Origin of the sequence: Kitasatospora sp. NPDC098652, assembly GCF_044760155.1 — a bacterium.
GTDB lineage: Bacteria > Actinomycetota > Actinomycetes > Streptomycetales > Streptomycetaceae > Kitasatospora.
Genome location: NZ_JBIWAQ010000012.1, coordinates 1 through 26,772, shown reverse-complemented (window position 1 = coordinate 26,772; position 26,772 = coordinate 1). Strand labels below are relative to the sequence as shown.

Here is a 26,772-nt window from a genome sequence, read left to right as displayed (position 1 = left end):
GCCGTGGCCGGGGGCGGTGCCCAGGGCCAGGCCGCCGCCGAGCGGGCCGGCACCGGAACCGTTCAGCCCCGGGGCCGAGCCGGTGGCGGGGTAGGCCGGGTGGCCGGGGTAGCCCGGGTACTCGCCGTAGGGCTGCGCCGGGCCGCCGTGGGGCTGGCCCGCGCCGTGTGCCGTGGCGTGGCCGGGGCCGTGCGCCGCGCCGTGGCCGGGGTTGACGGGGCCTCGGCTGACGGGCTGTCCGGCGGGGGACGGGTGGCCGCCCTGGTGTCCGCCCGGGTGCCCGCTCTGGTGTCCGCCCTGGTGCCCGCTCTGGTGCCCGCTCTGGTGCCCGCTCTGGTGTCCACCCGGGTGTCCGCCCTGTACTGGTTGCGCGCCGTACGGGGCCGGGCCGCCGTGCGTGGGGCCGCCGTGCTCGGCCGGGGAGTGGCCGGGGGTGGCGGACGGCGCGGGGGGATAGGGGGAGTGCGAGGCGGGGCCCGAGGGGCTCGGGATGCCGGAGGCGCGGGTGGTGGCGGCGATCGCGGAGGTGCCGGTGCTTCTCACGGGCCGACTCGCGGTGCCGGCCGGTGCCTGGCCGCTGTCAGGACCCGCGTCGCTCCTGCTCACCCTGCTCAAGGCGCTCAAGCCCCCTCGGTGGTGTGGTGTGGGTGGTGCGGCACTGCTGGCCAAGATCGAAATCTATCGGGTGGACCGTTGCCGTTGTGACAAGTTCACCATCCGACGCTATGTCGACATGGCAATTTGGCGTGATGCATTCGATCACGAAGCGTGGCACCCGTCGACCCTTCTGGGAAGAGGGCCGGTGCAACGGTGGCTGGTTGTCGCAGGACGGTTCCTGGGGTGTCCGGCTTCCGGGCACCCGGCCGGCGGGTCTGGGCTGCGGATTTGCCCAAGGGGGAGCACGCGGCGCGAAATTGACCGAAAATCGGCGGCGCACAGGAGGGCGCACAGGCACCGGCTGTGCGCCTCCCAGGCTTCATCCGGCCAGCGCCAGGACGGGCGGACCGTTACCCCTGCGGCGCGGCTACGTTCCTGCCGTGAACACCAACCGCCGGCTCGAACAGGCCAACGACAACTCCGCCGCCTTCTGGCTCGCCCAAGCCCGCGCACACGGCTGGCAATCCCGCGTCCGACCGGGCCTCACGGCCGTCCGCTGCGCCCGCACCCCGGGCGACTCCCAGCGCTTCGTGGTCACCCGCCCCTACACGGAACCGGCCGACGTGGAACAGGAGTTGACCGAGCTCCAGGCCGAGTGGGGCACCATTCGCTTCACTCTGGAGGACCCTTACGGCAGGCTCGACCTGACCCGTCTCGGAGCCGTCCGGATGCCGCTCATGCCGGTGATGGTCCGGGAGCCCGGACCGGTCGACGGTGCGACCGTCGACGGCTCGGTGGCCGGCAGCTCGGTGGTCGGCGGCTCGGTGGTCGGCGGCTCGGCGGTTGGCGGCTGGGTGGCTGATGGCTGGGTGGCCGACGGCCGGGACGCCGGGCTGCCCGTCGTCTCGAGGGCGCACGACGGCGCCGTCCTGACGGTCGATGAGGCATTGAGCGGTGAGGCCCTCGCCCTGGTGGAGCGCACCGTCGTGGACGGCTTCCCGCTGCCCGCCCGACAGCCCTGGACCCGCGGTGAAGCCCTCCCGGAGCGGCTGCTCGCCGAACCCGGTTGCCGGGCCTGGCTCGGCCGCGTCGACGGCGCACCGGCCGGTGCCTGCCTCACCTACGACGACGGCACCTCCACCGGGGTGTACTGGGTCGCCACCCTGCCCGACCAGCGCGGAAGGGGCGTGGCACGAGCTGTGCTGGAGGCCGCGCTGACCCGCGCCCACCCGGACCGCCCGGCCACCCTGGTCGCCACCTCGGTCGGCGAACCGCTGTACCGCAAGCTCGGGTTCGCCGAACAGGGCCGGACCAGCTGGTGGACCAGGACCTCGCCGAGAGGCTGACCTGCGGGCCCGCGCTACCCGGCGACCGCCGCAACGACTGCTGCAACGACCGCTGCGACGGCGGGTGCGACGGCGGGTGCGGGTGCGGGTGCGGTGTCGGCGGCGGTGGCGGGCGCGGGGTCGAGCGCGGGCCCGGTCAGCACGGCGGCGACCGCGGCGGGGACGGTCGGGATGCCCGGTACGGCCGGAGAGGTCCTCGCGGCGCCGGGCACCGCGGCGAACACCGTACGGGCGGCCCTCGCCCCACCGGTACTACCCGTACCACCCGTCCCACCAGCACCTTCGGCTCCACCTGCCCCACCGGCCGCGGTGCGGAGGGGGGTTGGCCGCCCCGGCGCGAACGGCCGGTCGCTGTTCGCGCCCGGCTCCGCCCCACCACCCGTCCGCAGGTCGCCGGCCGCCCCGGCGTCCGCCCCCTGGCGTGTTCCCGGGCGATGGAGGCCGTCGGCGATCGCGGCAAACCCGCCTGATCGGTTTCGGACACCGGACCCGGCTCCGGAAGCCGGGGCGACGGCCGTCCCGGCGCTCACGGGAACGGGCGCACTCGGACCCTCCAGAGCGGTCACCGCCACACGTGCGCCGGTCCGTACGCCGAGTTGCGCCGTCGCACGGGCGGGCAGGGTGGCCGCCTGCTGTTGCCCGGGCCCGCCCGCGCGCCCCCCCGGCCGGGCGCCTGCGTGCGCGGAAGGTGCATTGCGCGCGGACAGCACCAGGCCCACGGCCTCCGGGATCCCGGCCGCCTTCAGCGTCGGCCGGTAGCCGCTCTCCGCCCACGGCCGGCCGTGGTGCAGCCAGACGCTGCGCAGCCCGGCCAGTTCGGCGCCGGCGATGTCGGCGGGCGCGTGGTCCCCGACCATCCAGGTGTGCGCCGTCCAGTCCCCGGTCGGCCGGATGCCGCACCGCCGGGCGGCTATCTCGAAGATCAGCGGATCCGGTTTGACGCAGTCGGCCTCTTCCGAGATCACCCAGCCGTCGACCAGTGCCCCCAGCCCGGTCCGCCGGATCTTCTCCAACTGCGGCCGGGTGCCGCCGTTGGAGACGATGCCGAGGGTCCAGCCGGCCGCCCGTGCGGTCCGCAGCGCTTCCACCGTCCGGGGCGGGCAATGAATGTGCGAGTTGATGCCGCGTCGGAAGTGCGCGAGCAGGAACTCGGCCGAGGCGTCCAGGCCGTAGCGGCGCCGTACCGCCGACAGTACGGTGCTGCGCGGCACGTAGCCGCTCCCGTCGAGGGTGACGAACCAGTCGAGGTCCCCGGGCGGCAGGTGGTGTTCGGACAGGAAGTCCTGCGCCCAGGCCCGGAAGGCGGCGTCCCGGGGGAGCAGCGTGTTGTCGAGGTCGAACAGGAGCAGGGGCATGCCGAGCATGGTGCCAGCGGCCCGGCCCATGCACCTGGCAAATGCCAGAGCACGTCGCGAAGCCGTACGCAGTGGCTGAAAGGACCCGACGCCGGATGGACGGGGCAGGCCCGGGCGGGCCGGTGAGCAGGCCGGGATCCGTGGGACGTAACGGTTGGCGACATTCCGCAACGGATCGTCGCCAATCCATGACAGTCCGGTCACGGTGTCCGGCGGGCCTGTTGCGCCTCTGGGTCCGCTCAGTCAAGCTCCTTAGAACCTCCGTTCTGGAGGGGGCGCGATCGCCTGCGGGCAGGGCGCACCGCCACGGCGGGCGCATCCCTCTTTCGCGGGAACAACGTCGCTCCGGGGGCTTCGCCGCTGGGCTGGGCCCCATGCCCGTCGTACTCTGAAAGGAACAGGTCACATACGGTGCTGCGCGTCGCCGACCGACGTCACCCCGTGGGCGGGCCTGCTGCCCGGGCAGCGTTGTCCTCCTCTCCTGTCGGCCCCTCTCCCTTGAAGAGCCGTGAGCCATGGCTGGTTTTGAGCCTTCCCGACCGGTCGAACCGGACGCGCCCCGCAGTGCGGGCGCAGGGCCCCGGGGGGACGGCGCCCGCACCCACCTCGACCCGTCCGACGGGCAGCTCGACGAGCGCCCGGACGACCGCGCTGACGAGCGCCAGGACGAGGGTGACGACGACCGTGACGAGCGCATCGAGCCAGGTGTCGCCGAGCCCGATGACCGACGCATCGGCATACAGCGCGGCGAGCGGTTGGGCGAACTGCCGGGCGGGCAGCCCGAAGAGCATGCGGACGGCAGCAGCCCCGGCCCCGGCCCCGGCCCCGGTGCTGGCCCCGAGGCCGGCCCCGACGCCGACGACGGTGGCCGAGCCGACGGTTCGGCCCACCCCGACAGCAGGCCGGACGGCGGGCGGGCAGCCGCCGTCGGGACGACGCAGCCCGCAGCCGCGAGCCCTGGGCGGGACGAACCCCACGCCCTGGTGCGCGCCCTGCGCAGCCTTCGGCGCGGCAGCCGCGCCCGGCGTGACCGCCCCGGACCGCGCCAGCGCCGTGATGGGCATCCGGCCGGGCCTGCGGAGCCCTCGGTGACGGGCCGACCCGGCCCCGGTGCCGAACGTCCGGACACCGCCTCCGGTCCGCTCGGTGGCCACACCGAGCCGTCGGCGTCGGACGCGCCCGGGCGCTCCCTCGACCCGGTGTTCCAGCACGGTGTCGTGGTGGGCTTCGACGGCTCGTTGTCGAGCGAGCGCGCCCTCGCCTACGCCGTCGGCATGGCCCGCCGGTCGCAGTGCGGCCTGGTGATCGTGCACGTCGCCAACCGCCTGCCCGCCACGGTCTGGGCGGGCTGTGAACCTCCCGTCTTCGTCGATCTCCCGGACCACCGCACGGAGGTCCTCGGCCTGGAACTCGCCTGCGCGGACTTCCTCGCGGGGGTGCCGTGGGTCCTGATCGAGCGGGGCGGCGACATCTGCCACGAGATCGAGGAGGTCGGCCGCGAGTACGCCGCCGACGCGATCGTCGTCGGCACGACGCACGGCCTGCTCGGCAAGATCTTCGGCTCGGTCTCCGGGCGGCTGGCGCGGCGGGCCAACCGCCCGGTGATCGTGATCCCTTGAGGACTTCCGGCTGCCGCGGAGCCTCCGCGGCAGCGGTTCCCGCCGCCGCGGTGTGCAACTCAACAGCCCTTGTGGAGCGGTGGGTTGGCCCGGTGGGCCCGGCTTCCGGGGTGACCACCGGAAGCCGGCCGTCAGGAGTCGACGGTCAGGCGCCGATCGTCACGAGGTGACGCCGAGCTGCCGGGCGATGAGCATGCGCTGGACTTCGGACGTGCCCTCCCCGATCTCGAGAATCTTGCAGTCGCGCCAGAAGCGGGCGACCGGGAATTCGTTCATGAAGCCGTACCCGCCGTGGATCTGGGTCGCCTCGCGGGCGTTGTCGACGGCGGCCTCGGACGAGTACAGCTTCGCGATCGCGGCCTCCTTCTTGAACGGTTCGCCGTGCAGCAGCCGGGAAGCGGCGTCCCGCCAGGCCAGGCGGGAGGTGTGGGCGCGCAGCTCCATGTCGGCGAGCTTGAACTGGATGGCCTGGTTGGCACCGATCGGGCGGCCGAAGGCCCGGCGGGTGCCGGCGTACTTGACGGACTCGTCGACGCAGCCCTGGGCCAGGCCGGTGGCCAGGGCCGCGATCGCGATGCGGCCCTCGTCGAGGATCCGCAGGAACTGGGCGTAGCCTCGGCCACGCTCGCCCAGCAGGTTGGCCGCGGGGACGCGGCAGTCGGTGAAGGACAGTTCGCGGGTGTCGGATGCGTTCCACCCGACCTTCGAGTACTTCTTCGAGACCTGGAAGCCGGGGGTCCCGGTGGGCACGATGATGGACGAGATCTCCCGCACAGGCGAGCGGAATTCGCCTTCTTCACTCGAACGAGCGATCGGTTCAGTGAGCGCGGTGACGGTGACCAGACCGGTGATGTCGGTGCCGGAGTTGGTGATGAAGCACTTGGTCCCGTTGATGACCCACTCGTCGGTGGCCTCGTCGTAGCGGGCGGTGGTGCGGGTCGCCCCGGCGTCCGAGCCACCCTCCGGCTCGGTGAGGCCGAAGGCGCCGAGGAGTTCGCCGGAAGTCAGCCGGGGCAGCCACTCGCGCTTCTGCTCCTCGGTGCCGAAGCGGTAGATCGGCATCGCGCCCAGCGAGACGGCGGCCTCCAGGGTGATCGCCACCGAGGAGTCCACGCGGGCGAGTTCCTCCAGGGCGAGGCCGAGGGCGAAGTAGTCGCCGCCCATGCCGCCGTACTCCTCCGGGAAGGGCAGGCCGAACAGGCCCATCCGCCCCATCTCGCGGACGATCTCGTAGGGGAACTCCTCCCGCTCGTAGAACTCGCCGATCTTCGGCGCCACCACGTCCTGGGCGAACTCCGCGACGGTGCGCCGCAGTTCCTCGTACTCGCTGCTGAGCCGGTGGTCGAGCATCTGATCCTCCTGGTGCCCGGCCGGGGTGGCCGCGGGCAAGAGCGGGACGACCGGCGTCCGTCTGACGGTGTGACGGTCGCACGGTGTGGTTGACGGATGAACGGGGTGCGGTGGCGCCGGCCGGACCGTTCGGGCGGCCGGCGCCGGGAAGTCGGGCGGGGCCGGTCAGCCCCGGGCGGCGCCGAGCAGCGCCTGGACGGTGCGGGAGGGGCTCGGGCGGCCGAGCTGCCCGGCCATCCAGCCGCTGGTCGCGACCAGCGCGCGCAGGTCGACGCCGGTCCGGACGCCGAGCCCGTGCAGCATCCACACCAGGTCCTCGGTGGCCAGGTTCCCGGTGGCGCTCTTCGCGTACGGGCAGCCGCCCAGTCCGCCCGCCGAGGCGTCCACCGTGGTGACGCCCTCGCGCAGCGCCGCCAGGGTGTTGCTGAGCGCCTGGCCGTAGGTGTCGTGGAAGTGCACGGCGATCCGGCCGACGGGCACGCCGGCCTTCGCGAACCCGGCCAGCAGTGCACCGACCTGGCCGGGGGTGGCCACGCCGATGGTGTCGCCGAGGCTCAGCTCGGCGCAGCCCATCTCCAGCAGCTGGACGCCGTACCGGACCACCTGGTCGACCGGGACGGGCCCCTCCCAGGGGTCGCCGAAGCACATCGAGAGGTAGCCGCGGACGGTGACCCCGGCCTCGGTGGCCCGGGTCACGACCGGGCGGAACATCGCCATGGCCTCGTCCGCCGAACGGTTGAGGTTGCGCCGGGCGAAGGTCTCGGTGGCGCTGGCGAAGACCGCGATGTCGGTGGCGTGGTGGGCGAGCGCGCGGTCGAGGCCGCGCTCGTTGGGGACCAGCACCGGCAGCCGCAGACCGGGGTGGCGCTCGGGCAGGCCGGCGAGCCGGGGGACCAGCTCCTCGGCATCGGCGAGCTGGGGTACCCATTTCGGGTGAACGAAGCTGGTCGCCTCGACGGTCCGCAGCCCGGCGGCGGCGAGCCGGCCGATGAACTCGGCCTTGACCTCGACGGGCACCAGGGAGCTCTCGTTCTGCAGCCCGTCGCGCGGCCCGACCTCGTGGATCCGAACCTCCTCGGGCAGGCCGGGGGCGCGGACCGGGTCGGGCAGGCCCAGGTCGAGCGCGTCGGGCTCGCGGGCGGCACCACCCGGGGCGGGGGGCGTCGGGGCGGGGGTCTTCGGGGACGTCATGACCGTACCTCCGCGGGCTCGGCGGCCGCCTCGGCCGGGGTGACCACGACCAGCAGGTCCTCCATCGCGACGGTGGCGCCGGCGGTGGCGCGCAGCTCGGCCACCACACCGTCGTGCGGCGCGGCGATCACGTGTTCCATCTTCATGGCCTCCAGCACGAGCAGGGGTTGGCCCTTGCGGACCGTCTCGCCCGCCGTGGTCTTGACGACCGTGACGGTGCCGGGCATCGGGGCGGTCAGCGCGCCGTGGTGCGCCGAGGCACCGCCGACGCTCTCGCCGACCGGGTCGTAGGCGTGCATCGGCCAGGCGTCGCCCTCGACGCCGAGCCAGGTCACCGGGCCGGCCGGGAGGCCGGGGGTGGCGTCGGTGGCCAGCGCGAAGGCGGTCTGCAGGCCGTCGACGGTCAGGTGCAGCCGGTCGGCCGCCAGGGTCGCGCGGGCGCGGTGGACGGGCCCGGCGTCCAGCTGGAGCTCGACCTCGCGGGCGGTCCCGGGCGAATTGTCAGTGGCGTCGGTTACGTTGCCCGCAGTGATCGAACGGATGCGCACCGACACCGGGTCCTGGCCGGGGGTCCGGAGTCGGTGGGTGGTCCAGGCGGGGGTGCCACCGAGGCGCCAGCCGGAGGGAAGGGAGAACGGGTCGGTCCAGCCGCCGGGGTCGGCGGCCGGGGTGAGGTCCAGGTGCCGTGCCAGCGCGGCCGCGTAGTAGAGGAGGTGGGCAGGTGACGGCGGTTCGGATGCCGGGGCGTCGGCGGGATCGGTCGCGCTCGCGGCCGTCGCGCTCGGGGCCGCCGCGTGCGGGGCTGCCGCGTGCGAGGTTGCCGCGTTCGACGGGGAGTGCGGTGCGACGAGCAGGCCCGGCTGCTGCTGGGCCGTCTGTTCCACCAGGCCGGTGTCCAGTCGGCCGGCGACGACCTCGGGGTGGGCGAGCAGTCGGCGCAGGAAGCCGGTGTTGGTGGTGACGCCCAGGATGCGGGTGTCGGCCAGCGCGGCGCGGAGCCGGCGCAGCGCGGTCGGGCGGTCGGGCCCGTACGCGATGACCTTGGCGAGCATGGGGTCGTAGGCGCTGGTGACGACGGTTCCGGGGGCGACTCCGGAGTCGACGCGGATGCCCTCGCCCCGGGGCTCGTCCAGGGTGAGGATGCGACCGCCGGTGGGCAGGAAGTCCCGTTCCGGGTCCTCGGCGCAGATACGGGCCTCGATGGCGTGGCCCAGGAAGGAGACGTCGGACTGGCCGAAGGAGAGCGGCTCGCCCGCGGCGACGCGCAGTTGCCACTCGACCAGGTCCAGTCGGGCCGATTCCGGACCGACGGCGACGGCGAGTTCGGTGACGGGGTGCTCGACCTGGAGGCGGGTGTTCATCTCCATGAAGAAGAAGTCCCGCACCCCCTCGGCGGCGGAGGCGGGGGCGTCCGGGTCGATGCCGGGGACGATGAACTCCACGGTGCCGGCCCCGGTGTAGCCGCAGGACTCGGCGGCGCGGACGGCCGCAGCGCCCATCGCGGCGCGGGTCTCGGCATTGAGCAGGACGGAGGGAGCCTCTTCGATCAGTTTCTGATGGCGGCGCTGGAGGCTGCACTCGCGCTCGCCGAGGTGGACGGTGGTGCCGTGGGCGTCGGCGAGCACCTGCACCTCGATGTGGCGCGGCCGGTCGATCCACCGCTCCAGCAGCAGGGTGTCGTCGCCGAAGGCGGTCCGGGCGACCCGACGGGCGGCGGCGATCTCGGTGGGCAGCTCGGCCGGATCCCGCACCAGGCGCATGCCCTTTCCGCCACCACCGGCGGAGGGCTTGAGCAGGACGGGGTAGCCGATCTCGTCGGCGGCGGCGACGAGGTCCTCGTCGGTGGGCGCGGTGGCCTGGCTGCCGGGGACCACCGGGACGCCGGCGGTCCGGACGGCCTCCTTGGCGTTGATCTTGTCACCCATCAGCTCGACCGCACCGGGAGGTGGTCCGATGAAGACGAGGCCCGCGTCGGCGCAGGCGCGGGCGAAGCCGGGGTTCTCGGCGAGGAAGCCGTAGCCGGGGTGGACGGCCTGGGTACCGGTGCGGTGGGCGGCGGCGAGGATCTGATCGGTGCGCAGGTACGTCTCGGCGGCCGAGCTGTCGCTGCGGTCGGCCGGGCCGAGCCGGACGGCGACGTCGGCCTCGCGGACGTGCGGTGCGTCGGCGTCCGCGTCGCTGAACACGGCGACCGAGCGGACACCGAGCCGCCGCAGGGTGCGGATCACCCGCAGGGCGATCTCACCGCGGTTGGCGACCAGAACTGTGTCGAACATGGGAGGCGTTCCTCCGGGTCGAGGGGAGCCGTAAGAGAGGAGGTGGCGGTGGGCGGTTGCGGCGCCGACCCGGTCGTCGGACCGGCGCCGCAGGAGTCACACCCGGAAGAGCGGGGTCACCGCAGCGGTGGCGGCGGAGTGTGCACCGGAGTGCTCGCACCGGAGTGGCCGCACCGGGGCGGCCGCCCCGGAGCGGTCACATGCGGAAGACACCGAACGGAGCGGGCGGCGCCAGCGGGGCGTTGGCACAGGCGGTGAGGGCGAGGCCGACGACGGTGCGGGTGTCCATCGGGTCGATCACGCCGTCGTCCCATAGCCGGGCGGTGGCGTAGTAGGCGCTGCCCTGGCGCTCGTACTGCTCGCGGACCGGGCGCTTGAACTCCTCCTCCGCCTCGCCCGGCCACTCCTCGCCGCGCGCCTCCAACTGGTCGCGGCGGACGGTGGCCAGCACGGAGGCCGCCTGCTCGCCGCCCATTACGGAGATCTTGGCGCCCGGCCACATCCACAGGAAGCGGGGTGAGTAGGCCCGGCCGCACATCGAGTAGTTGCCGGCTCCGTACGAGCCGCCGATCACCACGGTCAGCTTCGGGACCCGGGTGCAGGCCACGGCGTTGACCATCTTGGCGCCGTGCTTGGCGATGCCGCCCGCCTCGTACTGCCGACCGACCATGAAGCCGGTGATGTTCTGCAGGAAGAGGAGGGGGATGCCGCGCTGGTCGCACAACTCGATGAAGTGGGCGCCCTTGACGGCCGACTCGGAGAACAGCACACCGTTGTTGGCGACGATGCCGACCGGGTGGCCGTGAATCCGGGCGAAGCCGGTGACCAGGGTCGCGCCGTACTCGGCCTTGAACTCGGCGAAGCGGCTGCCGTCGACCAGTCGGGCGATCACCTCGCGCACGTCGTAGGGCGTGCGCGGGTCGACCGGGACGGCCCCGTACAGGCCGGCCGGGTCGACGGCCGGCGGCTCGGCCGCGGTGAGCGGCCACGGCCTGGGCGTGCGCGGGCCGAGCTCGGACACGATGGTGCGGACGATGGAGAGGGCGTGGGCGTCGTCCTCGGCCAGGTGGTCGGTCACGCCCGAGGTGCGGGAGTGCAGTTCGCCGCCGCCCAGCTCCTCGGCGGTGACCACCTCGCCGGTCGCGGCCTTCACCAGCGGCGGTCCGCCCAGGAAGATCGTGCCCTGGTTGCGGACGATCACCGCCTGGTCGCTCATCGCCGGGACGTACGCGCCGCCGGCCGTGCAGGAGCCGAGCACGGCGGCGATCTGCGGGATGCCCGCGGCCGAGAGCCGGGCCTGGTTGTAGAAGATCCGGCCGAAGTGGTCGCGGTCCGGGAAGACCTCGTCCTGCATCGGGAGGAAGGCACCACCGGAGTCCACCAGGTAGATGCAGGGGAGGCGGTTCTCCAGCGCGACCTCCTGGGCGCGCAGGTGCTTCTTCACCGTCATCGGGTAGTAGGTGCCGCCCTTGACGGTGGCGTCGTTGGCGACCACCACCACCTCGCGTCCGGCGACCCGGCCGATGCCGGCGATCACCCCGGCCGCGGGCGCCGCCCCGTCGTACATCCCGTCGGCGGCCAGCGGGGCCAGCTCCAGGAAGGGCGAGGCCGGGTCGAGCAGGGTGTCCACCCGGTCGCGGGGGAGGAGCTTGCCGCGCGAGGTGTGCCGGGCGCGCGCCTTGGCGCCCCCGCCGAGGGCGGCGGCGTCGAGCTTGGCGCGCAGCTCGGCGACCAGGGCCCGGTGCGCCTCGGTGTTGGCCCGGAAGGCCGCGGAACCCGGGTCGGCGGAGGTGCCGAGCCGGGGTGCCGGAGCGGCGGCTCCCGGTGCTGTGGCAATCGGTGCTGTGGCAATCGGTGCTGTGGCACCCGGTGCCGACGCGGCGCCGGTCGCTGCGCTGAACCGGACGCCGGAGGAGGCACCGGTGGTTGAGATGACCATTCCCAAGAGCTCCCTTGCCCTCGGCAGCAGGCGGGCGGGCCGAGTACGGTGCGCCCCTGATCCTCACGTTAATTAACGTTAACTTACGCGCCCAGGTTAACGGCCGATAACCCGACTGTCTACGATGGGCGGCATGCCGAACGTCCCCACCGCCTCCGCGCTCCCACGCCGCGACCAGATCCGCCGGGAGGCCGCGCGACTGTTCGCCGCCCGGGGCTTCCTCGGCGTGGGTGTGGACGAGATCGGCAAGGCCGTCGGCATCAGTGGCCCCGGCCTCTACCGCCACTTCGCCGGCAAGGACGCGATGCTGGCCGACCTGCTGATCGGCATCAGCGAGCGCCTGCTGGAGGAGGGGCGTCGCCGGGCGGGCGGCGGCGACGGTCCGGCCGCCACCCTGGACGCCCTGATCAGCGGCCACGTCGACTTCGCCCTGAACGACCGCGACCTGATCACCCTGCACGACCGCGAACTGCTGAACCTCAAGGAGGAGGACCGCCGCACCGTCCGGCGGCTCCAGCGCGGCTACGTCGAGCTGTGGGTGGACGTGGTCCGGCAGGCCCACCCGTCGCTCGCCGATCCCGGCGCGGAGCCGGTCGCGCGGGCCGCCGTGCACGCGGTCTTCGGGCTGATCAACTCGACCCCGCACAGCGTCGGCCCGAATCCGGCCCAGGGCGAGCGCGCCGGCCTGCAGCGCGGCGACATGGCCGCGCTGCTGCACACCCTCGCCCACGGTGCCTTCGCCGCGGCCGCCGAGTCCGTGGCTGCGGCTGGCTCCACGGGTGCCGACCGGGGGGCCGGGCCCGCATAGGCCCGTTCGTTCTCGTCCGCTCCTGCCGCTTCCCGTCCCTTTCCGTCCGCTCCCGTCTGTTCTTCTTGGTCGCCGCCGTCCGCCTCCGACCGTTCCGGTGGAGCTGCCGGGGGCGCCGACCCGGTACCGTCCCCGGCCCTAGTCCAAAGGACGGTGCTAGGTCCAAAGGACGGTGCCTGCCCGCCCCCGGGGCGCTGGGCGCACGCCGGGTTCTCGGGTGACCCTGGGGGAAGGGCCGGAGCGTCGGGCCGCAGCTGTGTTCGGGTCGGGAATCACCGCAGGCCGCGAGCTGTTGCCCAGTCGCCGGACCGGACGATCCGGGCCGTACCGGAGTCACTTCCGAACGCCTCGCGCGGCCGGAAATGCCGTGGCGGCCACCCGACGAAATGGTTAGCATCCCTAAATATGCCCGAGACTCACGGATCCATGGTGGAGCAATCACCGAGCGGCCAACCGGCCCCCGGCCCCGACCCGGTGGCCCCCGGCAACGGCCCGAGGGCCACCGAAGCACGCCCTGCGCCGGAGGTGGCCGCCACCCCGAGCCCGGACCCGGCCGAGGGCGCGACCGCCCGGGCCGACGGCTGGCTGCGCCGCCTGATCGGCTACAGCTGGCGGTCCCGCCGCAGCCTGCTGCTCGCCTTCGGCGCCTCGCTGGTCGGCATGGCCGTCACCGCGATGGTGCCGCTGGTCACCAAGCTGATCATCGATGACGTCATCGTCGCCCACACCCGCTCGCTGACCCCGTGGGCGGTGGTGCTGCTGCTCGCCGCCGTCGTGGTCTTCGGCTGCACCCAGGTCCGTCGCTACTACGGCGGCCAGCTGGCCCTCGACGTCCAGCACGACATGCGCAGCGACCTGTTCCGCTCGCTCGGCCGGCTCGACGGCCACCGTCAGGACCGCCTGGACACCGGCCAGGTGGTGGGGCGCGCGACCTCCGACCTCCAGCTGATCAACGGCCTGCTCTCGATGCTGCCGATGATGACCGGCTACCTGCTGATGTTCGTGATGTCGCTGGGCGTGATGGTCTGGCTGTCCCCGCCGCTGACCCTGATAGCCGTGGTCATGGCCCCCGCGCTGTGGTGGGTCAGCGGGCGCAGTCGCAAGCGCCTGTTCCCGGCCACCTGGGCCGCCCAGCAGGAGGCGGCCGCCGTCGCGGGCGTGGTGGACGGCGCGATCGGCGGGGTCCGGGTGGTCAAGGGCTTCGGCCAGGAGGCGCAGGAGCAGGACAAGCTGGAGCTGGTCTCCCGCAACCTGTTCGCCGCCCGGCTCCGGTCGATCCGCCTCAACGCCCGCTACAACCCGGCGATGCAGGCGATCCCGGCCCTGGCCCAGGTCGCGGTGCTGGCCTTCGGCGGCTGGCTGGCCGTCGACGGTCGGGTCACGCTCGGGACCTTCGTCGCCTTCTCCACCTACGTCGCCCAGATGACCGGCCCGGTGCGGATGCTGACCATGGTCATCACGGTCGGCCAGCAAGCCCGGGCCGGCGTCGAGCGGGTCCTGCAACTGATCGACGAGCGCCCGCTGGTCCAGGAGCGCCCGGACGCGCTCACCCTGGACCTGACGCGGGACGGCACCACCTCCCCGACCAGCTCCGCCGACACCCCCGCCGACTCCGCGGCTGATCGCCCGAAGGGCGCCCCGGACGATGCCCCGGCCGGCACCGTCGGTCCCCGTACCCCCGACGTCGCCCTGGAGTTCGACCGGGTCGAGTTCCGCTACGACCCCGAGCACCCGGCCCCGGTGCTGCACGGGCTCACCCTCGCGCTGGCCCCCGGCGAGACCCTCGCCCTGGTGGGCGCGTCCGGCTCCGGCAAGTCGACGGTGGCCCAGCTGGTGCCCCGCTTCTACGACCCGGCGGGCGGCGCCGTCCGCCTCTACGGCCACGACCTGCGCGACCTCACCCTGGACTCGGTCCGTGCCGCCGTCGGCATCGTGCCTGAGGAGAGCTTCCTCTTCTCCGAGTCGGTCCGCACCAACATCGCCTACGGCCGTCCGGACGCCACCGACGAGCAGATCGTCGCCGCCGCGCGCGCCGCCCAGGCCGACGAGTTCGTCCGCGCGCTGCCGGACGGCTACGAGACCAAGGTCGGGGAGCAGGGCCTGACCCTCTCCGGGGGCCAGCGCCAGCGCATCGCCCTGGCCCGGGCGATCCTCACCGACCCCCGGATCCTGCTGCTGGACGACGCCACCTCGGCGGTCGACCCGCAGGTCGAGGCGGAGATCCACGACGCGCTGCGCTCGGTGATGACCGGCCGCACCACCCTGCTGATCGCCCACCGGCGCTCGACCCTCCAACTCGCCGACCGGATCGCGGTCCTGGACCACGGCCGACTGCTGGACCTCGGCACGCACGAGGAACTCGAAGCCCGATGTCCCCAGTACCGGGCCCTGATCACCGACCCGGAAGCCGGCCGCACACCCGAGCCGCAGCCCGGGCCTGCCCTCGACACCCCCGCTGGCTCCGCCGCCCACGTTGACGCCGCCTCCGCCGTTGACGCCGCCCCCAGCTCCGCCGCCGCCGACGCCCCCGGCGCCGAGCCCGCGCCGACCGAGGAGAAGGACCGGCCGACCGCGCAGACCCCCAAACTCCCCACCCCCGCACTCCCCACCCCCGCCCTCGCCAAGGCGGCCCGCACCGCCGACCCGGAGCTACTGGCCAAGGTCGCCGCCCTCCCGCCGGCCACCGACACCCCCGCCGTCCCCCGCGCCGAGGCCGAGGCCGGGGACCCGGACTTCAGCCTCGGCCGCCTGCTGCGCCCCTTCCGCACCCCGCTGCTCATCGCCTTCCTGCTGGTCACCCTGGATGCGGCCGCCGGGCTGGTGCTGCCGGTGCTGATCCGGCACGGGATCGACGAGGGCGTCCGCAAGGGCCTGATGGCCGGCGTCGCGGTCGCCTCGATCACCGCCCTCGTCGTGGTGCTGCTGGACTGGCTGGTGCAGAGCGCCGAGAACCGGGTCAGCGGCCGGACCGGTGAGCGGGTGCTCTACACCCTCCGACTCAAGATCTTCGCCCACCTCAACCGGCTCGGCCTGGACTACTACGAGCGCGAGTTGACCGGCCGGATCATGACCCGGATGACCACCGACCTGGACTCGCTGACGTCCTTCCTGCAGACCGGAATGGTCACCGCGGTGGTCAGCCTGCTGACCTTCGCCGGGATCTTCGTGGCCCTGCTGATCATCGACGCCGGTCTGGCCCTGGTGGTCTTCGCCGTGCTGCCGCTGCTGGTGATCGCCACCCTGGTGTTCCGGAAGAAGTCCAAGGACCAGTACGAGCGTTCCCGCGACCTGATCAGCACCGTCAACGCCGACCTCCAGGAGAACGTGGCCGGCATGCGGATCGTCCAGGCCTTCCGCCGTCTGGACACCAACACCGACCGCTTCGTGGCCCGCGGCATCGCCTACCGGGAGGCCAGGGTCCGGGCGCAGTTCTACATCTCGCTGTACTTCCCGTTCGTCCAGTTCCTCTCCAGCGTCGCCGCCGCACTGGTGCTGATCGTGGGCGCCGCCCGGGTGGACGCGGGGACGCTGACGGTCGGTGCGCTGGTCGCGTACCTGCTCTACATCGACCTGTTCTTCGCCCCGGTCAACCAGCTGTCGCAGGTGTTCGACGGCTACCAGCAGGCCTCGGTGGGCCTCGGCCGGATCCGTGAGCTGCTGCGCACCCCGACCACCACGGCCCCGGCGGCCGATCCGGTCCCGGTGCCGAAGGGGCTGCGCGGCGAGATCAGCTTCGAGGGCGTCGGCTTCGCCTACAACGGCGGGGCGGACGGCGCACCGGAGGTGCTCAGCGCCGTCGACCTGCACATACCCGCAGGTCAGACGGTGGCGCTGGTCGGCGAGACCGGCGCGGGCAAGTCGACGCTGGTGAAGCTGGTCGCGCGGTTCTACGACGCGACCGAGGGCACCGTCCGGGTCGACGGGGTGGACCTCACCCGCTACGACCTGGCCCAGTACCGTCACCGGCTGGGCGTGGTGCCGCAGGAGGCGTACCTGTTCGCGGGCACGGTCCGCGAGGCGATCGCCTACGGCCGCCCGGACGCCTCGGCGGCCGAGGTGGAGGCGGCGGCCCGGGCGGTCGGCGCGCACGACATGATCGTCGGACTGTCGGGCGGCTACGACCACGAGGTCGCCGGCCGCGGGCGCAACCTCTCGGCCGGTCAGCGCCAGCTGATCGCCCTGGCCCGGGCCGAACTGGTCGACCCGGACATCCTGCTGCTGGACGAGGCCACCGCGGCGCTCGACCTGGCCAGCGAGGCAGCCGTCAACCAGGCCGCGGACCGGCTCAGCGGGGGCCGCACCACCCTGGTCATCGCCCACCGGCTGACCACCGCCGAACGCGCGGACCGGGTCGTGGTGCTGGACCACGGCCGGGTGGTCGAGGACGGCACCCACACCGAACTGCTCGCCCTGGACGGGACGTACGCCCGGCTCTGGCAGGCGTTCATCGCGGACGGCCACCCGGCCCCTGCCGAGACGGTCGCCGCCGGGTAGCCGCGGTCCGGGAGTCCGGCAGCCATGCGGTCCGGCGATCCTGGGGTCGGGCGCCGCGCTCAGGCAGCGATCAGTGAGGCCAGCAGGCCCGAGGCGTCGACGCCGCGCGGCAGGTCGCTCACCTGGCCGTCCCCGACCTCCACCACCCGCCAGCCGGAGCCGTCGGCCCGGCTGGCGAGGTCGGTGGTGACGAAGCGGCAGCCGAGTCTTCGCACCAGCGCGGGGACGTGGGTGAGGTCGGGCTCGACCCGTTGGTGCGGGGCGTCCGGGTGCGGGCCCACCAGGATCGGCCGACCGTCGAGCCACCACACCCGGACCTCCACCGCCCGCCCGTCGCTGCCCGCGCCTTCCGCTGTGCCGCCGACGCTCCGGGCCGTTCCGTCGGCGCGCTCGAACTCCTCGTACCGCCGCAGCACCACCCCGCCGGCCAGGGACTCGCCCTGCAGCTCGACGAACCGCCCGACCACCCGCCCGACGGCCGCCAGGTCCGCCAACTCCGGTACGTAGCAGGCCTCGTGCCACTCGTGCTTGCGGGACTTCACATAGTCCTTCACGATCGCCGGCCCGGTGCCGCCGAGCCGGGCCACGGCGTCCGCCAGTTCCGCCGGGGTGGGGGCCGTCGTCCCGTCGGACGGGATCCAGACGCTGGGCGGGGTCGCGCCCTCGAACACCCCGTACCAGCCGGGCAGTTCGTGCGCCGCCGCGTAGCCGGGCGCGCTGGTCAGCAGGTTGCCGCCGCGGGCGGTGAGGGCGGCGGCGAACCCGGCGTACCGCGCGGAGGGGAGCATCCACCCCCGGTACCAGAGCGGTCCGCAGTCCGGGGGCACCCGCCGTACCGCTTCCTCGGCGTGTCCGGCGAGCAGTGCGTCGTGGTCGACGAGGTGGTGCTCGCCGCCCAACTCCCGCAGTAGCCGGGCCTCCCAGGCGAAGTGCGGATCGGGCCGGCGCGGGTTGAGCGGATCGGCGGGGAAGAGGATCGAGGGTACGGGCATGGCGGTCAGGGTACGGCCAGCGGGCCGTTCCCGGCTGCGCTCCGGCGGCGGTCGGTTGCCCCGGTTCTTCCCAAGTGGGGTGCGGGGACGGCGAATCCGGTCGACGCCCGGTGCGGGCGCTGTCAGAGTGTCCCGATGCGAAGACTGCTGCGACCGCACAGACGCGTTCCGCGCCGGGCCGCCCGTACGGTGGTGCTGGACGGCGACGGCTCGGTGTTCCTGCTCCGTTCGGACAACGACGAGGTCGGCGTCCACTGGACCATGCCCGGCGGCGGGCTGGAACGGGGTGAGACCCCGCGGGTCGGCGCCCGGCGCGAACTGTGGGAGGAGACCGGCTGGACCGATCTCGAACCGGGCCCGCTGCTCGGCACCTGGGAGCACGACTTCACCTGGCACGGAACCCCGGTCCGTCAGCACGAGCACATCTACCTCACCCGCGGACCGCACCGCGGCCCGGTCGGCGATGTCAGCGCGGTGCACGCCGTGGACCGGATCCTCGACTGGCGGTGGTGGACCCCGGCCGAGCTCGCCGACGAGAACGCGGACGCGCTCTGGCCGCCCCGGCTACCGGAGTTGCTGGAGCCCGTCCGCGCGGGCTGGGCGGTTGACGGGCGCCCTCCGGTGCCCGTCGACCTCGGTTACATCCCGAATGCCTGACCGCGCCCGCCGGGCCGGGCGGCCCGACCGCCCGGCCCGACCGGGCCGAGCTCCCAGCCGTGCAGGTCGAGCTCCCGGTCGTGCAGCGCCCACGGGTTCATCCGCACCGTCAGCCGGGCGCCGACCAGTTGCTCGGCGGTGAGCCCGGTCTCGGTGATCAGCTGCTCGGTCGACACCGAGACGGCGATGGCGGGACGCCAGGAGGGCAGTACGACCAGGGTGGTCCCGCGCCCGACCCGGATCGGCTCCGCCGCCACCCGGACCGGTGTCCGCTCCTCCGGGCGGCCGACGGCGTCCGACCGGACCGGGCTGCCGCCGATCAGGATGCCGAGCGGTGGTTCGGCCCGGAACTCCTCGGTGCCGGTCCCGGCAGCGGTCCAGCCTTCGATCCCCACTCCGGTCCCGATCCGGACCCCGGCACCGGCCCGGTCCACGGTGTGCGCGCCGGGTGCCGAGGCGACAGACGGCGCCGGGGGCGCCGAGGCCGGGTGATCGGTCACCGTCCCCGGTACACCGGTCGGTGCACCTGCCGGTGTACCTGCCCACCCCGCACCGGCCGGGTCGGTCGCGGCCGTCTCCCGTGCGGCCGCCTCCTGCCCGGTCGGGTCGGTATGCGGGTGCATCCGCCGCAGCCGGCGGGACGGCGACGGCCGTCGCGAGCCGAGGATCCGGAGCTCCTCGCGCCCCGAACGCGGCACCGCCGCAGGCCGGTTGCCCTCGGCGGGTGCCGCGGTCCGCTGGAACCGGACGAACCCCGGCCCGGCCCGGTCAGGGGCGGAGCCCGCACCCGCACCGGTACCGGCGTCGGTGCCGGCGCCGGTGTCGGCCTCGGACTCGGACGCCGCCTCGATCGCCGCCTCGGACGCAGCCTCGGCCTCGCCGAGCAGCGCCCGTACCTCCGCCACCGGCCTACGGCACGCGGCTGCCAGCTCGGCGAGCGAGCGCCCCTCGGCGCGCGCGGCTCGCAGCCGGGCGGCGAACGCCTCCCGGAGCCGCGCTTCGACGTCCTCCGGCATGCGCGGCTGCGGCACCGTGTCGTGCCGGACTGGGGTGCCGGGGGTGCCGGGGGCGCCGGTCGCGCCGCCGTCGGCCGCCGTCGCGATCGAGCAGAGCGGAGCCCCCGCGCCGGGCGGCCGGGGCACATCGGCCGGGGGCGAGGAGCCGGCACCGTCCGCAGAGGGCCCGGACGGGCCGGGCAGTCCGGGCGGGGCGGGGTCGGTGGAACCGGGGTGGAGCGAGGTCATCGGCGGGCCCTTCGGGGGACGGTCCCGACGATCCTCCCGCACCGCGCCACCAGCTCCAAGCGCCATTTCCGCGCGTGTGCCCGGGAGCACGCCGTGATCGCCGGGCGACCGGCGGCGGCCCCTACCGGGCGTATCGGCTCAACTCCCGGACGCGACGAAGCCCTTGAGGTCGGAAAGCACCGCGTTGGCCGCCGTCACGCCGAGCCCGAGGAACCAGGTCTCGTCCGAAACAGGCCGCGCCTGACCGGACTTGACCGCCCCGAGCGTCTTCCAGAGCGCCCCGCCCAGCACCGCGTCCTGGTTGGTCGAACTGGGGCTGCCGTACACGCCGTAGAAGATCCAGTCGGCGTCGGCCTTGTCGATCTGTTCCGGGCTGACCTCCACCGCGAGTTCCTTGACCTGCTCGATCGCGGGCTGCGGCAGCGGCACGTCGGTGAGGACGGTGCCGATGAACGAGAGTTCGGCGTAGAGCCTGGTCCGGCCGGGCATGAAGCGCAGCGGCGTGATGGTGGGCCGCTTGCCGCCGAGCCCGGCGCCGATCGCGGTGGCGGCGGCCTGGTAGGCGTCGAGCTGCGCCTGGGCCTGTGCCTGCAGGCCGAAGGGGCTGGCGTTGAGCAGGAAGTTCTGCTTCCACGGGTAGCCGGGACGCAGTGAGAAGACGGTCGGCGCGATCTTCGACAGCTGGGCGTACTGGTCCTGGGCGCGCAGCTGGCTGCCGAGGATCAGGTCGGGCTTGAGCGCCGCGATCGCCTCCAGGTTGAGGCTGTTGATGGTGCCGACGGCGGCCGGGTTGCCCGCCTTGTCCTTCAGGTAGGAGGGCAGCGACTTGGAAGCGTCGGCGTGGACGACGCCGACCGGCTGGATGCCGAGCGAGACGACGTTGTCGAGCTCACCGGTGTCCAGCACCACGACCCGGGTGGGCTTGGCGGGGATGACGGTCTCGCCCATGGCGTGCTTGACGGTGCGCGGGTAGACGCCGGGGGCGGCGTCGGTCCCGAAGCCCTTCATCTTCTCGATGACGGTGGCGTAGTCATCGCCGCCCTGCTTGACCGACTTCTGGTCCGGCGAGCCGCCGCTGCCCGGCTTCGCGCCGCCGCCGTTGCCGCCGGACCCGCCGGACCCGCCGGACCCGCCCGAGCTGCCGCAGGCGGCGAGGAGCCCGCCGAGGCCGAGCACGGCGGCGCCGGTCACTCCGGCGGTGAGGAAGCGGCGTCGGCTGGGGGTGCGGGGGGCGGGGGTGAGGACGAGGGCCAGGTTCGAATCGTCGGAGTCGGGGGCCACGCGACGCTCCTTCACGGTCGGGACCGGACGGTCGAGGTTAGGTGAGGCAAACCTATCTCGCCGCCGCGCGCACCCTCCGCACGGGGGTGGTCACCGAGGGGCCAAAGGTCATCGTAAGTGCATAAAATCACCAAGAGTTGGTCTATTCAACCTTCTTCGCGCGCCTTAGAGTGCGCTGGTGTTTGATCAGCAGCTCTCAGAGCACACAAGCAGCGGCCGGGCAACGGCGCCCGGTGCTCCGCAGGGTGCCCCGGTCAGTGGCACCAGTGGTGGCGTTCCCGAACCGGGGACGGCTGGGGGAGCGGGGGACAAGGGTCTACGGGGCAACTCGGTGGGCCTGCTGGGCAGCGTGGTGCTGGGCGTCTCGACGGTCGCCCCGGTGTACTGCCTGACCGCGACGCTCGGACCGACGGTCACCGCGGTCGGGGTCCAGATGCCGGCCGTGTTCCTGGCCGGCTTCCTGCCGATGCTGCTCGTCGCGTTCGCGTACAAGGAGCTGAACAAGGACTTCCCGGACTGCGGTACGTCCTTCACCTGGACGGTCAGGGCCTTCGGCCCCCGGGTCGGCTGGATGGCCGGCTGGGGACTGACCGTCGCCACCATCATCGTGCTCTCCAACCTGGCCGGGGTGGCGACGGAGTTCCTCTACCTGATGCTCGGTGAGATGACCGGCAGCAGCTGGATCGCCGGACTCGACCAGCACAAGGCCGTCCACCTGCTCACCGTGGTGCTGCTCATCGCCGGTGCCACCGCGATGAGCTACCGGGGGATGACGGCCACCAAGTGGTTCCAGTACGGCCTGGTGGGCCTCCAGCTGGCCGTGCTGCTGCTCTTCTCGGCCATCGCCATCGGCAAGGCCGCCGCCGGGGACCTGCCCGACTCGATCGGCTTCTCGTCCTCCTGGCTCGACCCGCTCCAGGTCGGCTCGTTCAGCGCGTTCACCGCCGGCCTGTCGCTGTCCATCTTCATGTACTGGGGCTGGGACACCTGCCTCACCATGAACGAGGAGACCCTCGGCAGCGCCAAGACCCCGGGCCGGGCCGCGATGGTCTCCATGGTCACCCTGGTCGGCTCGTACCTGCTGGTCGCGGTCTCCGCCCAGATGTTCGCGGGCGTCGGCAGCACCGGCAACGGCCTCGGCAACCCGGCGACGGCCGACAACGTCTTCGCCGCGCTCGCCCGCCCGGTGCTCGGCTCGCCGTGGAGCATCCTGCTGTTCCTGGCCGTCGTCGCCAGCGCCGCCGCGAGCCTGCAGACCACCTTCATCCCGGTGGCCCGCACCCTGCTCGCGATGAGCGCCTACCGCGCCGTGCCGCCGCGCTTCGGCACCGTCCACCCGCGGTTCCGCACGCCCGGCTACGCCACCGTCGCGGCCGGCCTGGCCACCGCCGTCTTCTACGTCGGCATGAGCCTGATCAGCGAGAACGTCGTCCAGGACACCATCCTGGCGCTCGGTCTGATGATCTGCTTCTACTACGCGCTGACCGCTTTCTCCTGTGTCCGGTACTTCCGCCACTCGCTCCGCGCCAGCCTGCGCGACCTGCTGCTCAAGGGCGTCGCCCCGCTGCTCGGCGGCCTGCTGCTGAGCGCCGTCTTCCTCCAGACCCTGACCGACGCCTGGTCCCCCGACTACGGCAGCGGCGCGGTGTTCGGCATCGGCTCGGTGTTCGTGATCGGCGTCGGCATCCTGCTGCTCGGCGCCGCGCTGATGACCTGGTACGGCCGGGTCCGCCCGGAGTTCTTCCGCGGCGAGACGCTGCGCGAGGACACCCGGGCCCTGGTCGTGGAGGACTGACACCGGGGACCGGAGTTATCGTTGCAGCCGTGAAGAGCTTCGTGGGCCTGTGCTGGTGGCCGTCCTAGGACGGCCACCCCATTCGCCTGACCACAGGGCCGTCCGGGATGGACGGCCCTGTCGCGTTTCCCCACGGGACGGGCCCCTCGCCCCGGACGGCCGCCACCGCCGCCGTACCGAGGGAGAAACCCGATGACCACCAGTGCCACCGCCACTGCAAGCACTGCAAGCACCGCAAGCACCGCTGCCCTGACCGCGGGCACGTCCGACCGCACCGCCCAGGACCGGATCGACGACCCGTCCTCCCACCGGGTGCTGACCGGCGACCGCCCCACCGGCCCGCTCCACCTCGGCCACTACTTCGGCACCCTGCAGAACCGGGTCCGGCTGCAGGACCAGGGCGTCGAGATGTTCGTCCTGGTCGCCGACTACCAGGTCATCACCGACCGCGACATCGCCGACCGGCTCGCCGAACACACCGAGAACCTCGTCCTCGACTACCTCGCCGCCGGCCTCGACCCCGAACGGGCCACGATCTTCGCCCACAGCGCCGTCCCCGCCCTCAACCAGCTGCTGCTGCCCTTCCTCAGTCTGGTGAGCGTCGCCGAACTCAGCCGCAACCCCACCGTCAAGGACGAGATCGCCCACTCCAGTCAGGCCGCCGTGAACGGGCTGATGTTCACCTACCCCGTCCACCAGGCCGCCGACATCCTGTTCTGCAAGGCCGACCTCGTCCCGGTCGGCCAGGACCAGCTGCCCCACCTCGAAGTCGCCCGCACCATCGCCCGCCGCTTCAACGAGCGCTACCCGCACGCCGACGGCAGCGCCGTCTTCCCCCGCCCCCGGGCGCTGCTCTCCGACGCCCCGATGCTGCTCGGCACCGACGGCGGCAAGATGAGCAAGAGCCGTGGCAACGCCGTCGCCCTCGGCGCCGACGAGGACGCCACCGCCCGGACCATCCGCGGCGCGAAGACCGACGCCGACCGCCGCATCAGCTACGACCCGGTCGGCCGCCCGGAGGTGTCCGGCCTCGTCCTGCTCGCGGCGCTCTGCCAGGACCGCGACCCGGAGGCGATCGCCGAGGAGATCGGCGACGGCGGTGCGGCCGCCCTCAAGCGCACCGTCATAGACTCCGTCAACGAGTACTTCCGCCCGCTGCGCGCCCGCCGCGCCGAGCTCGCCGCCGACCGCGGCCACCTGCGGCAGGTCCTGCGCGAGGGCGCGGAGCGGGCCAACGCCATCGCCGACGCCACCCTCGCCGAGGTGCGGGAGGTGATGGGCGCGATCTGAAGGGTCATCAAGCCGGTCGGCGCCCCACCGCGGGCCGTCCGCGGTCCGCTCGTCCAGGGTCCGCTCGTCCAGGGGCCGCTCGTCGACGGCCCGCCCGGGGCGCGCCCGGCCGCGGACATCGGCCGGTCGACCCGCGGGCATATCGTCACCGGGCGGCCTCGACCACACCCCGAGGCCGCCCACAGCCCGCCCCTTCCCCGAAAGGTCCGGTCCATGGACCAGCAACCGACCACGCCCGGCCAGGGACTGACCCGCCCGCGGCAGTTGCGCCCCGGCGACCACATCGCCGTCGTCGCCCCCAGCGGCCCGATCGACGCCGGGCGACTCGCCGTCGGCTGCGAGATCCTCCGATCCTGGGGGCTGCGCGTCACCGTCGCCCCGCACGTCCTCGACACCCACCCCACCCTCGGCTACCTGGCCGGCAGCGACGCCGACCGCGCCGCCGACGTCCAGGACGCGTGGCTCGACCCCGACGTCGACGCCGTCATCTGCGCCCGCGGCGGCTACGGCGTCCACCGAATCGTCGACCTGCTCGACTGGACCGCCATGCGCGCCGCCCGCCCCAAGCTCCTCATCGGGTTCAGCGACGTCAGTTCCCTGCACGAGGCCTTCGCCCAGCGCCTCGGCCTCGCCACCCTGTACGGGCCGATGGCCGCCGCCGCCTCCTTCGTCGAGGACGGCCCCACCGCCGAGCACCTGCGCCGGACCCTCTTCGAGCCCGCCGCCACCACCGTCCTCACCTCGCCCACCGCCGGCCCGCTCGTCCCCGGCCGCGCCCGGGGCATCACCGCCGGAGGTTGCCTCCACGTACTCGTCGCCGAACGCGGCACGCCCGCCGCCCGCCCCTCCTACGCGGGCCGCATCCTGGTCCTCGAAGACGTCAACGAGCACCAGTACCAGCTCGACCGGCTGCTCACCCAGTTCCTGCGCTCCGGCGCCCTGGACGGCGTGGCCGGCATAGCCCTCGGCTCCTGGGAGGGCTGCGGGCGGCCCGAACGGGTCCGGGACGTGATGCTCGACCGTCTCGGCGGCCTCGGCGTGCCCGTGCTCTGGGAACTGGGTTTCGGCCACTGCCCGTCCACCCTGACCGTCCCGCTCGGCGTCCCCGCCCTGCTCGACGCGGACGCCGGCACGCTCACCCTGGAGCTGCCCGCCCTCGTTCCCGCCTCTTCTCCCGACCCCGCCTCCGCTCCCGCCTGAGTCGGCCGTCGGCCCCGGGCCAGTGAGTAGGGTGCGGCCATGAACGAGGACCGCCTCACCGCCCTTGCCCTCGGACTCCTCCGCGGCCCGGGCAGCAACGCCCGTACGATCCTCGGACTTGTCGGCCCGCCCGGAGCCGGCAAGTCCACCCTCGCCCGGCACCTGGTCGCCGAGGTCGAACGCGCCGAGGGCCCCGGCACCGCCGCGTACCTCCCGCTGGACGGCTTCCACCTCTCCACGGCCCAGCTCGACCGCCTCGGCCTGACCCACCGCAAGGGCGCCCCGGCCACCTTCGACGCCCACGGCTACGTCGCCCTGCTGCGCAGGGTCGCGGCCGACCGGTTCCAGGACATCTACGTTCCCGACTTCGACCGCACCTTGGACGAACCGGTCGCGGCCCGCCACGTCGTCCGCCCGCACACCCGGCTGGTCATCACCGAGGGCAACTACCTCGCCTCCGCGGACGCCCCGTGGCCGGAGGCCCGTCGGCTGCTGCGCGAGCTCTGGTACGTCGACACCGACGACACCGTCCGCGAGGAGCGGCTGCTCCGCCGCCACCGCGACGGCGGCCGGGACGAGGCCACCGCCCTGCGCTGGGTCACCGGCAACGACCACCCCAACGGCGAGTACGTGAAGCAGGGCCGGGCGCTCTGCACCCGGACCGTCCCCGGAACGCGTTTGCTCCAGGCACCGGAGAGGGGTAGTGTTTCCTAGTCGCTCGGCAGGGAGCACCGGACACGCATCGGCGCGGACGGTCCCGGAGCGGCCAATCCCCTGAATCACCACTTCCGGTTCGTGCCGGTCGTTTCGCTTTTGCGCGTCTCGGCTCGGTGCTTATTCGGCGTGTGCGTTTTATCGGATTGCGGCTGGATTCGCTTTTCGGAGCGGGGTTCGGCTAGAGTTTGAAACGTCGGACGGGGCGTCAAGCCGCAGAAGACACCGGCGAGTTGGATGACGAAGCCCCGGAAAACGGAGCGGAAAACATCTGATAAGCTGGAAACACGAAAGAACGAAGCGCCCGGAGGGCCCGCTGGAAGGCGGCCCGAAGGAAGCGTCCGTTCCTTGAGAACTCAACAGCGTGCCAAAAGTCAACGCCAGATATGTTGACATCCCCGGCCTCAGGTTTCCTGGGGTTGGAGATTCCTTTTGAAACAAACACTAGCGAGGACGCAGTGCGCGGGACCGCCCTATTCCGGTGGTTGCCGTGCCGCTCAACGCGGGTGTGGACCGGATAGACCGGTATACATTCACGGAGAGTTTGATCCTGGCTCAGGACGAACGCTGGCGGCGTGCTTAACACATGCAAGTCGAACGGTGAAGCCCTTCGGGGTGGATCAG

General features: G+C 73.3%; 17 protein-coding genes, 1 rRNA gene and 1 pseudogene. 10 read left to right on the top strand and 9 right to left on the bottom strand.

What is annotated here, in order from left to right:
- The first annotated feature begins 1,037 nt into the window (after positions 1-1,037).
- Positions 1,038-1,943 carry a GNAT family N-acetyltransferase gene (locus tag ACIQWA_RS24515; protein WP_402485758.1) on the top strand — a complete coding sequence of 302 codons (906 nt, stop codon included), beginning with the start codon at positions 1,038-1,040 and terminating at the stop codon, positions 1,941-1,943.
- 14 nt (positions 1,944-1,957) lie between these two features.
- On the opposite strand, the gene ACIQWA_RS24510 is transcribed toward ACIQWA_RS24515, so the two are convergent.
- Positions 1,958-3,298: an HAD family hydrolase gene (locus ACIQWA_RS24510; protein ID WP_402485756.1), complete on the bottom strand. Its 1,341-nt coding sequence runs from the start codon at positions 3,296-3,298 to the stop codon at positions 1,958-1,960.
- Between the two features lie 434 nt (positions 3,299-3,732).
- On the bottom strand, positions 3,733-4,362 hold the full coding sequence (locus tag ACIQWA_RS24505) for a hypothetical protein (RefSeq protein WP_402485753.1): 630 nt from the start codon (positions 4,360-4,362) through the stop codon (positions 3,733-3,735).
- A gap of 120 nt (positions 4,363-4,482) precedes the next feature.
- Between ACIQWA_RS24505 and ACIQWA_RS24500 the strand changes: the two are divergent.
- Positions 4,483-4,917 (top strand): annotated as a pseudogene (locus ACIQWA_RS24500) (universal stress protein); the annotation flags it as partial.
- 159 nt (positions 4,918-5,076) lie between these two features.
- Here the strand turns inward: ACIQWA_RS24500 and ACIQWA_RS24495 are convergent.
- The 4 genes from ACIQWA_RS24495 to ACIQWA_RS24480 all read right to left on the bottom strand — a co-directional run bounded on the left by ACIQWA_RS24495 (position 5,077) and on the right by ACIQWA_RS24480 (position 11,673).
- Positions 5,077-6,267: an acyl-CoA dehydrogenase family protein gene (locus ACIQWA_RS24495; RefSeq protein WP_360244983.1), complete on the bottom strand. Its 1,191-nt coding sequence runs from the start codon at positions 6,265-6,267 to the stop codon at positions 5,077-5,079.
- A 165-nt stretch (positions 6,268-6,432) separates the two neighbouring features.
- Entirely contained in the window at positions 6,433-7,458 is a 1,026-nt protein-coding gene (locus ACIQWA_RS24490) for a hydroxymethylglutaryl-CoA lyase (RefSeq protein ID WP_402485749.1), read from the bottom strand.
- Positions 7,455-9,734 (bottom strand): biotin carboxylase N-terminal domain-containing protein, encoded by a 2,280-nt coding sequence (locus ACIQWA_RS24485; protein ID WP_402485746.1) that lies wholly within the window; start codon positions 9,732-9,734, stop codon positions 7,455-7,457. Before ACIQWA_RS24485 ends, ACIQWA_RS24490 begins: the two co-directional genes overlap by 4 nt.
- Before the next feature lie 196 nt (positions 9,735-9,930).
- On the bottom strand, positions 9,931-11,673 hold the full coding sequence (locus ACIQWA_RS24480; RefSeq protein WP_402485743.1) for a carboxyl transferase domain-containing protein: 1,743 nt from the start codon (positions 11,671-11,673) through the stop codon (positions 9,931-9,933).
- A 133-nt stretch (positions 11,674-11,806) separates the two neighbouring features.
- On the opposite strand from ACIQWA_RS24480, the gene ACIQWA_RS24475 reads away from it, so the two are divergent.
- Both ACIQWA_RS24475 and ACIQWA_RS24470 read left to right on the top strand, forming a co-directional pair.
- A complete protein-coding gene (locus ACIQWA_RS24475) occupies positions 11,807-12,481 on the top strand; it encodes a TetR/AcrR family transcriptional regulator (RefSeq protein WP_402485739.1) in 675 nt (224 codons plus the stop codon).
- A gap of 405 nt (positions 12,482-12,886) precedes the next feature.
- Positions 12,887-16,975, top strand: coding sequence for an ABC transporter transmembrane domain-containing protein (locus ACIQWA_RS24470; RefSeq protein WP_402485736.1), 4,089 nt, complete (start codon positions 12,887-12,889; stop codon positions 16,973-16,975).
- A 59-nt stretch (positions 16,976-17,034) separates the two neighbouring features.
- Here the strand turns inward: ACIQWA_RS24470 and ACIQWA_RS24465 are convergent, their stop codons facing one another.
- Positions 17,035-17,967, bottom strand: a complete 933-nt coding sequence (locus tag ACIQWA_RS24465; RefSeq protein ID WP_402485733.1) for an ATP-grasp domain-containing protein — start codon at positions 17,965-17,967, stop codon at positions 17,035-17,037.
- A 135-nt stretch (positions 17,968-18,102) separates the two neighbouring features.
- Between ACIQWA_RS24465 and ACIQWA_RS24460 the strand changes: the two genes are divergently transcribed.
- Positions 18,103-18,624, top strand: a complete 522-nt coding sequence (locus tag ACIQWA_RS24460) for an NUDIX hydrolase (RefSeq protein ID WP_402485732.1) — start codon at positions 18,103-18,105, stop codon at positions 18,622-18,624.
- Here ACIQWA_RS24460 and ACIQWA_RS24455 read toward each other — a convergent pair.
- Both ACIQWA_RS24455 and ACIQWA_RS24450 read right to left on the bottom strand, forming a co-directional pair.
- Positions 18,606-19,868, bottom strand: coding sequence for a hypothetical protein (locus ACIQWA_RS24455; protein WP_402485730.1), 1,263 nt, complete (start codon positions 19,866-19,868; stop codon positions 18,606-18,608). The genes ACIQWA_RS24460 and ACIQWA_RS24455 overlap by 19 nt on opposite strands.
- 138 nt (positions 19,869-20,006) lie before the next feature.
- Entirely contained in the window at positions 20,007-21,149 is a 1,143-nt protein-coding gene (locus ACIQWA_RS24450; RefSeq protein ID WP_402485727.1) for an ABC transporter substrate-binding protein, read from the bottom strand.
- A 331-nt stretch (positions 21,150-21,480) separates the two neighbouring features.
- Between ACIQWA_RS24450 and ACIQWA_RS24445 the strand changes: the two genes are divergently transcribed.
- From ACIQWA_RS24445 to ACIQWA_RS24425, 5 genes are all read left to right on the top strand, one after another.
- Positions 21,481-22,944, top strand: a complete 1,464-nt coding sequence (locus ACIQWA_RS24445) for an APC family permease (protein ID WP_402485724.1) — start codon at positions 21,481-21,483, stop codon at positions 22,942-22,944.
- 192 nt (positions 22,945-23,136) lie between these two features.
- Positions 23,137-24,234, top strand: coding sequence for a tryptophan--tRNA ligase (gene trpS / locus ACIQWA_RS24440; RefSeq protein ID WP_402485722.1), 1,098 nt, complete (start codon positions 23,137-23,139; stop codon positions 24,232-24,234).
- Between the two features lie 213 nt (positions 24,235-24,447).
- Positions 24,448-25,434 carry an LD-carboxypeptidase gene (locus tag ACIQWA_RS24435; protein ID WP_402485720.1) on the top strand — a complete coding sequence of 329 codons (987 nt, stop codon included), beginning with the start codon at positions 24,448-24,450 and terminating at the stop codon, positions 25,432-25,434.
- Between the two features lie 39 nt (positions 25,435-25,473).
- On the top strand, positions 25,474-26,148 hold the full coding sequence (locus tag ACIQWA_RS24430; protein WP_402485718.1) for a nucleoside/nucleotide kinase family protein: 675 nt from the start codon (positions 25,474-25,476) through the stop codon (positions 26,146-26,148).
- Between the two features lie 532 nt (positions 26,149-26,680).
- Positions 26,681-26,772: ribosomal RNA gene (locus ACIQWA_RS24425) — 16S ribosomal RNA — on the top strand; the annotation flags it as partial.

What these genes read in the sequence shown, in the direction of transcription:
- ACIQWA_RS24455 (WP_402485730.1), bottom strand. Translation starts at nt 19,868, where the DNA reads ATGACCTCGCTCCACCCCGGTTCCACCGACCCCGCCCCGCCCGGACTG.
- ACIQWA_RS24490 (WP_402485749.1), bottom strand. Translation starts at nt 7,458, where the DNA reads ATGACGTCCCCGAAGACCCCCGCCCCGACGCCCCCCGCCCCGGGTGGT.
- trpS (WP_402485722.1), top strand. Translation starts at nt 23,137, where the DNA reads ATGACCACCAGTGCCACCGCCACTGCAAGCACTGCAAGCACCGCAAGC.
- ACIQWA_RS24485 (WP_402485746.1), bottom strand. Translation starts at nt 9,734, where the DNA reads ATGTTCGACACAGTTCTGGTCGCCAACCGCGGTGAGATCGCCCTGCGG.
- ACIQWA_RS24505 (WP_402485753.1), bottom strand. Translation starts at nt 4,362, where the DNA reads ATGCCCATCACGGCGCTGGCGCGGTCCGGGGCGGTCACGCCGGGCGCG.
- ACIQWA_RS24435 (WP_402485720.1), top strand. Translation starts at nt 24,448, where the DNA reads ATGGACCAGCAACCGACCACGCCCGGCCAGGGACTGACCCGCCCGCGG.
- ACIQWA_RS24495 (WP_360244983.1), bottom strand. Translation starts at nt 6,267, where the DNA reads ATGCTCGACCACCGGCTCAGCAGCGAGTACGAGGAACTGCGGCGCACC.
- ACIQWA_RS24510 (WP_402485756.1), bottom strand. Translation starts at nt 3,298, where the DNA reads ATGCCCCTGCTCCTGTTCGACCTCGACAACACGCTGCTCCCCCGGGAC.
- ACIQWA_RS24430 (WP_402485718.1), top strand. Translation starts at nt 25,474, where the DNA reads ATGAACGAGGACCGCCTCACCGCCCTTGCCCTCGGACTCCTCCGCGGC.
- ACIQWA_RS24470 (WP_402485736.1), top strand. Translation starts at nt 12,887, where the DNA reads ATGCCCGAGACTCACGGATCCATGGTGGAGCAATCACCGAGCGGCCAA.
- ACIQWA_RS24480 (WP_402485743.1), bottom strand. Translation starts at nt 11,673, where the DNA reads ATGGTCATCTCAACCACCGGTGCCTCCTCCGGCGTCCGGTTCAGCGCA.
- ACIQWA_RS24475 (WP_402485739.1), top strand. Translation starts at nt 11,807, where the DNA reads ATGCCGAACGTCCCCACCGCCTCCGCGCTCCCACGCCGCGACCAGATC.
- ACIQWA_RS24460 (WP_402485732.1), top strand. Translation starts at nt 18,103, where the DNA reads ATGCGAAGACTGCTGCGACCGCACAGACGCGTTCCGCGCCGGGCCGCC.
- ACIQWA_RS24465 (WP_402485733.1), bottom strand. Translation starts at nt 17,967, where the DNA reads ATGCCCGTACCCTCGATCCTCTTCCCCGCCGATCCGCTCAACCCGCGC.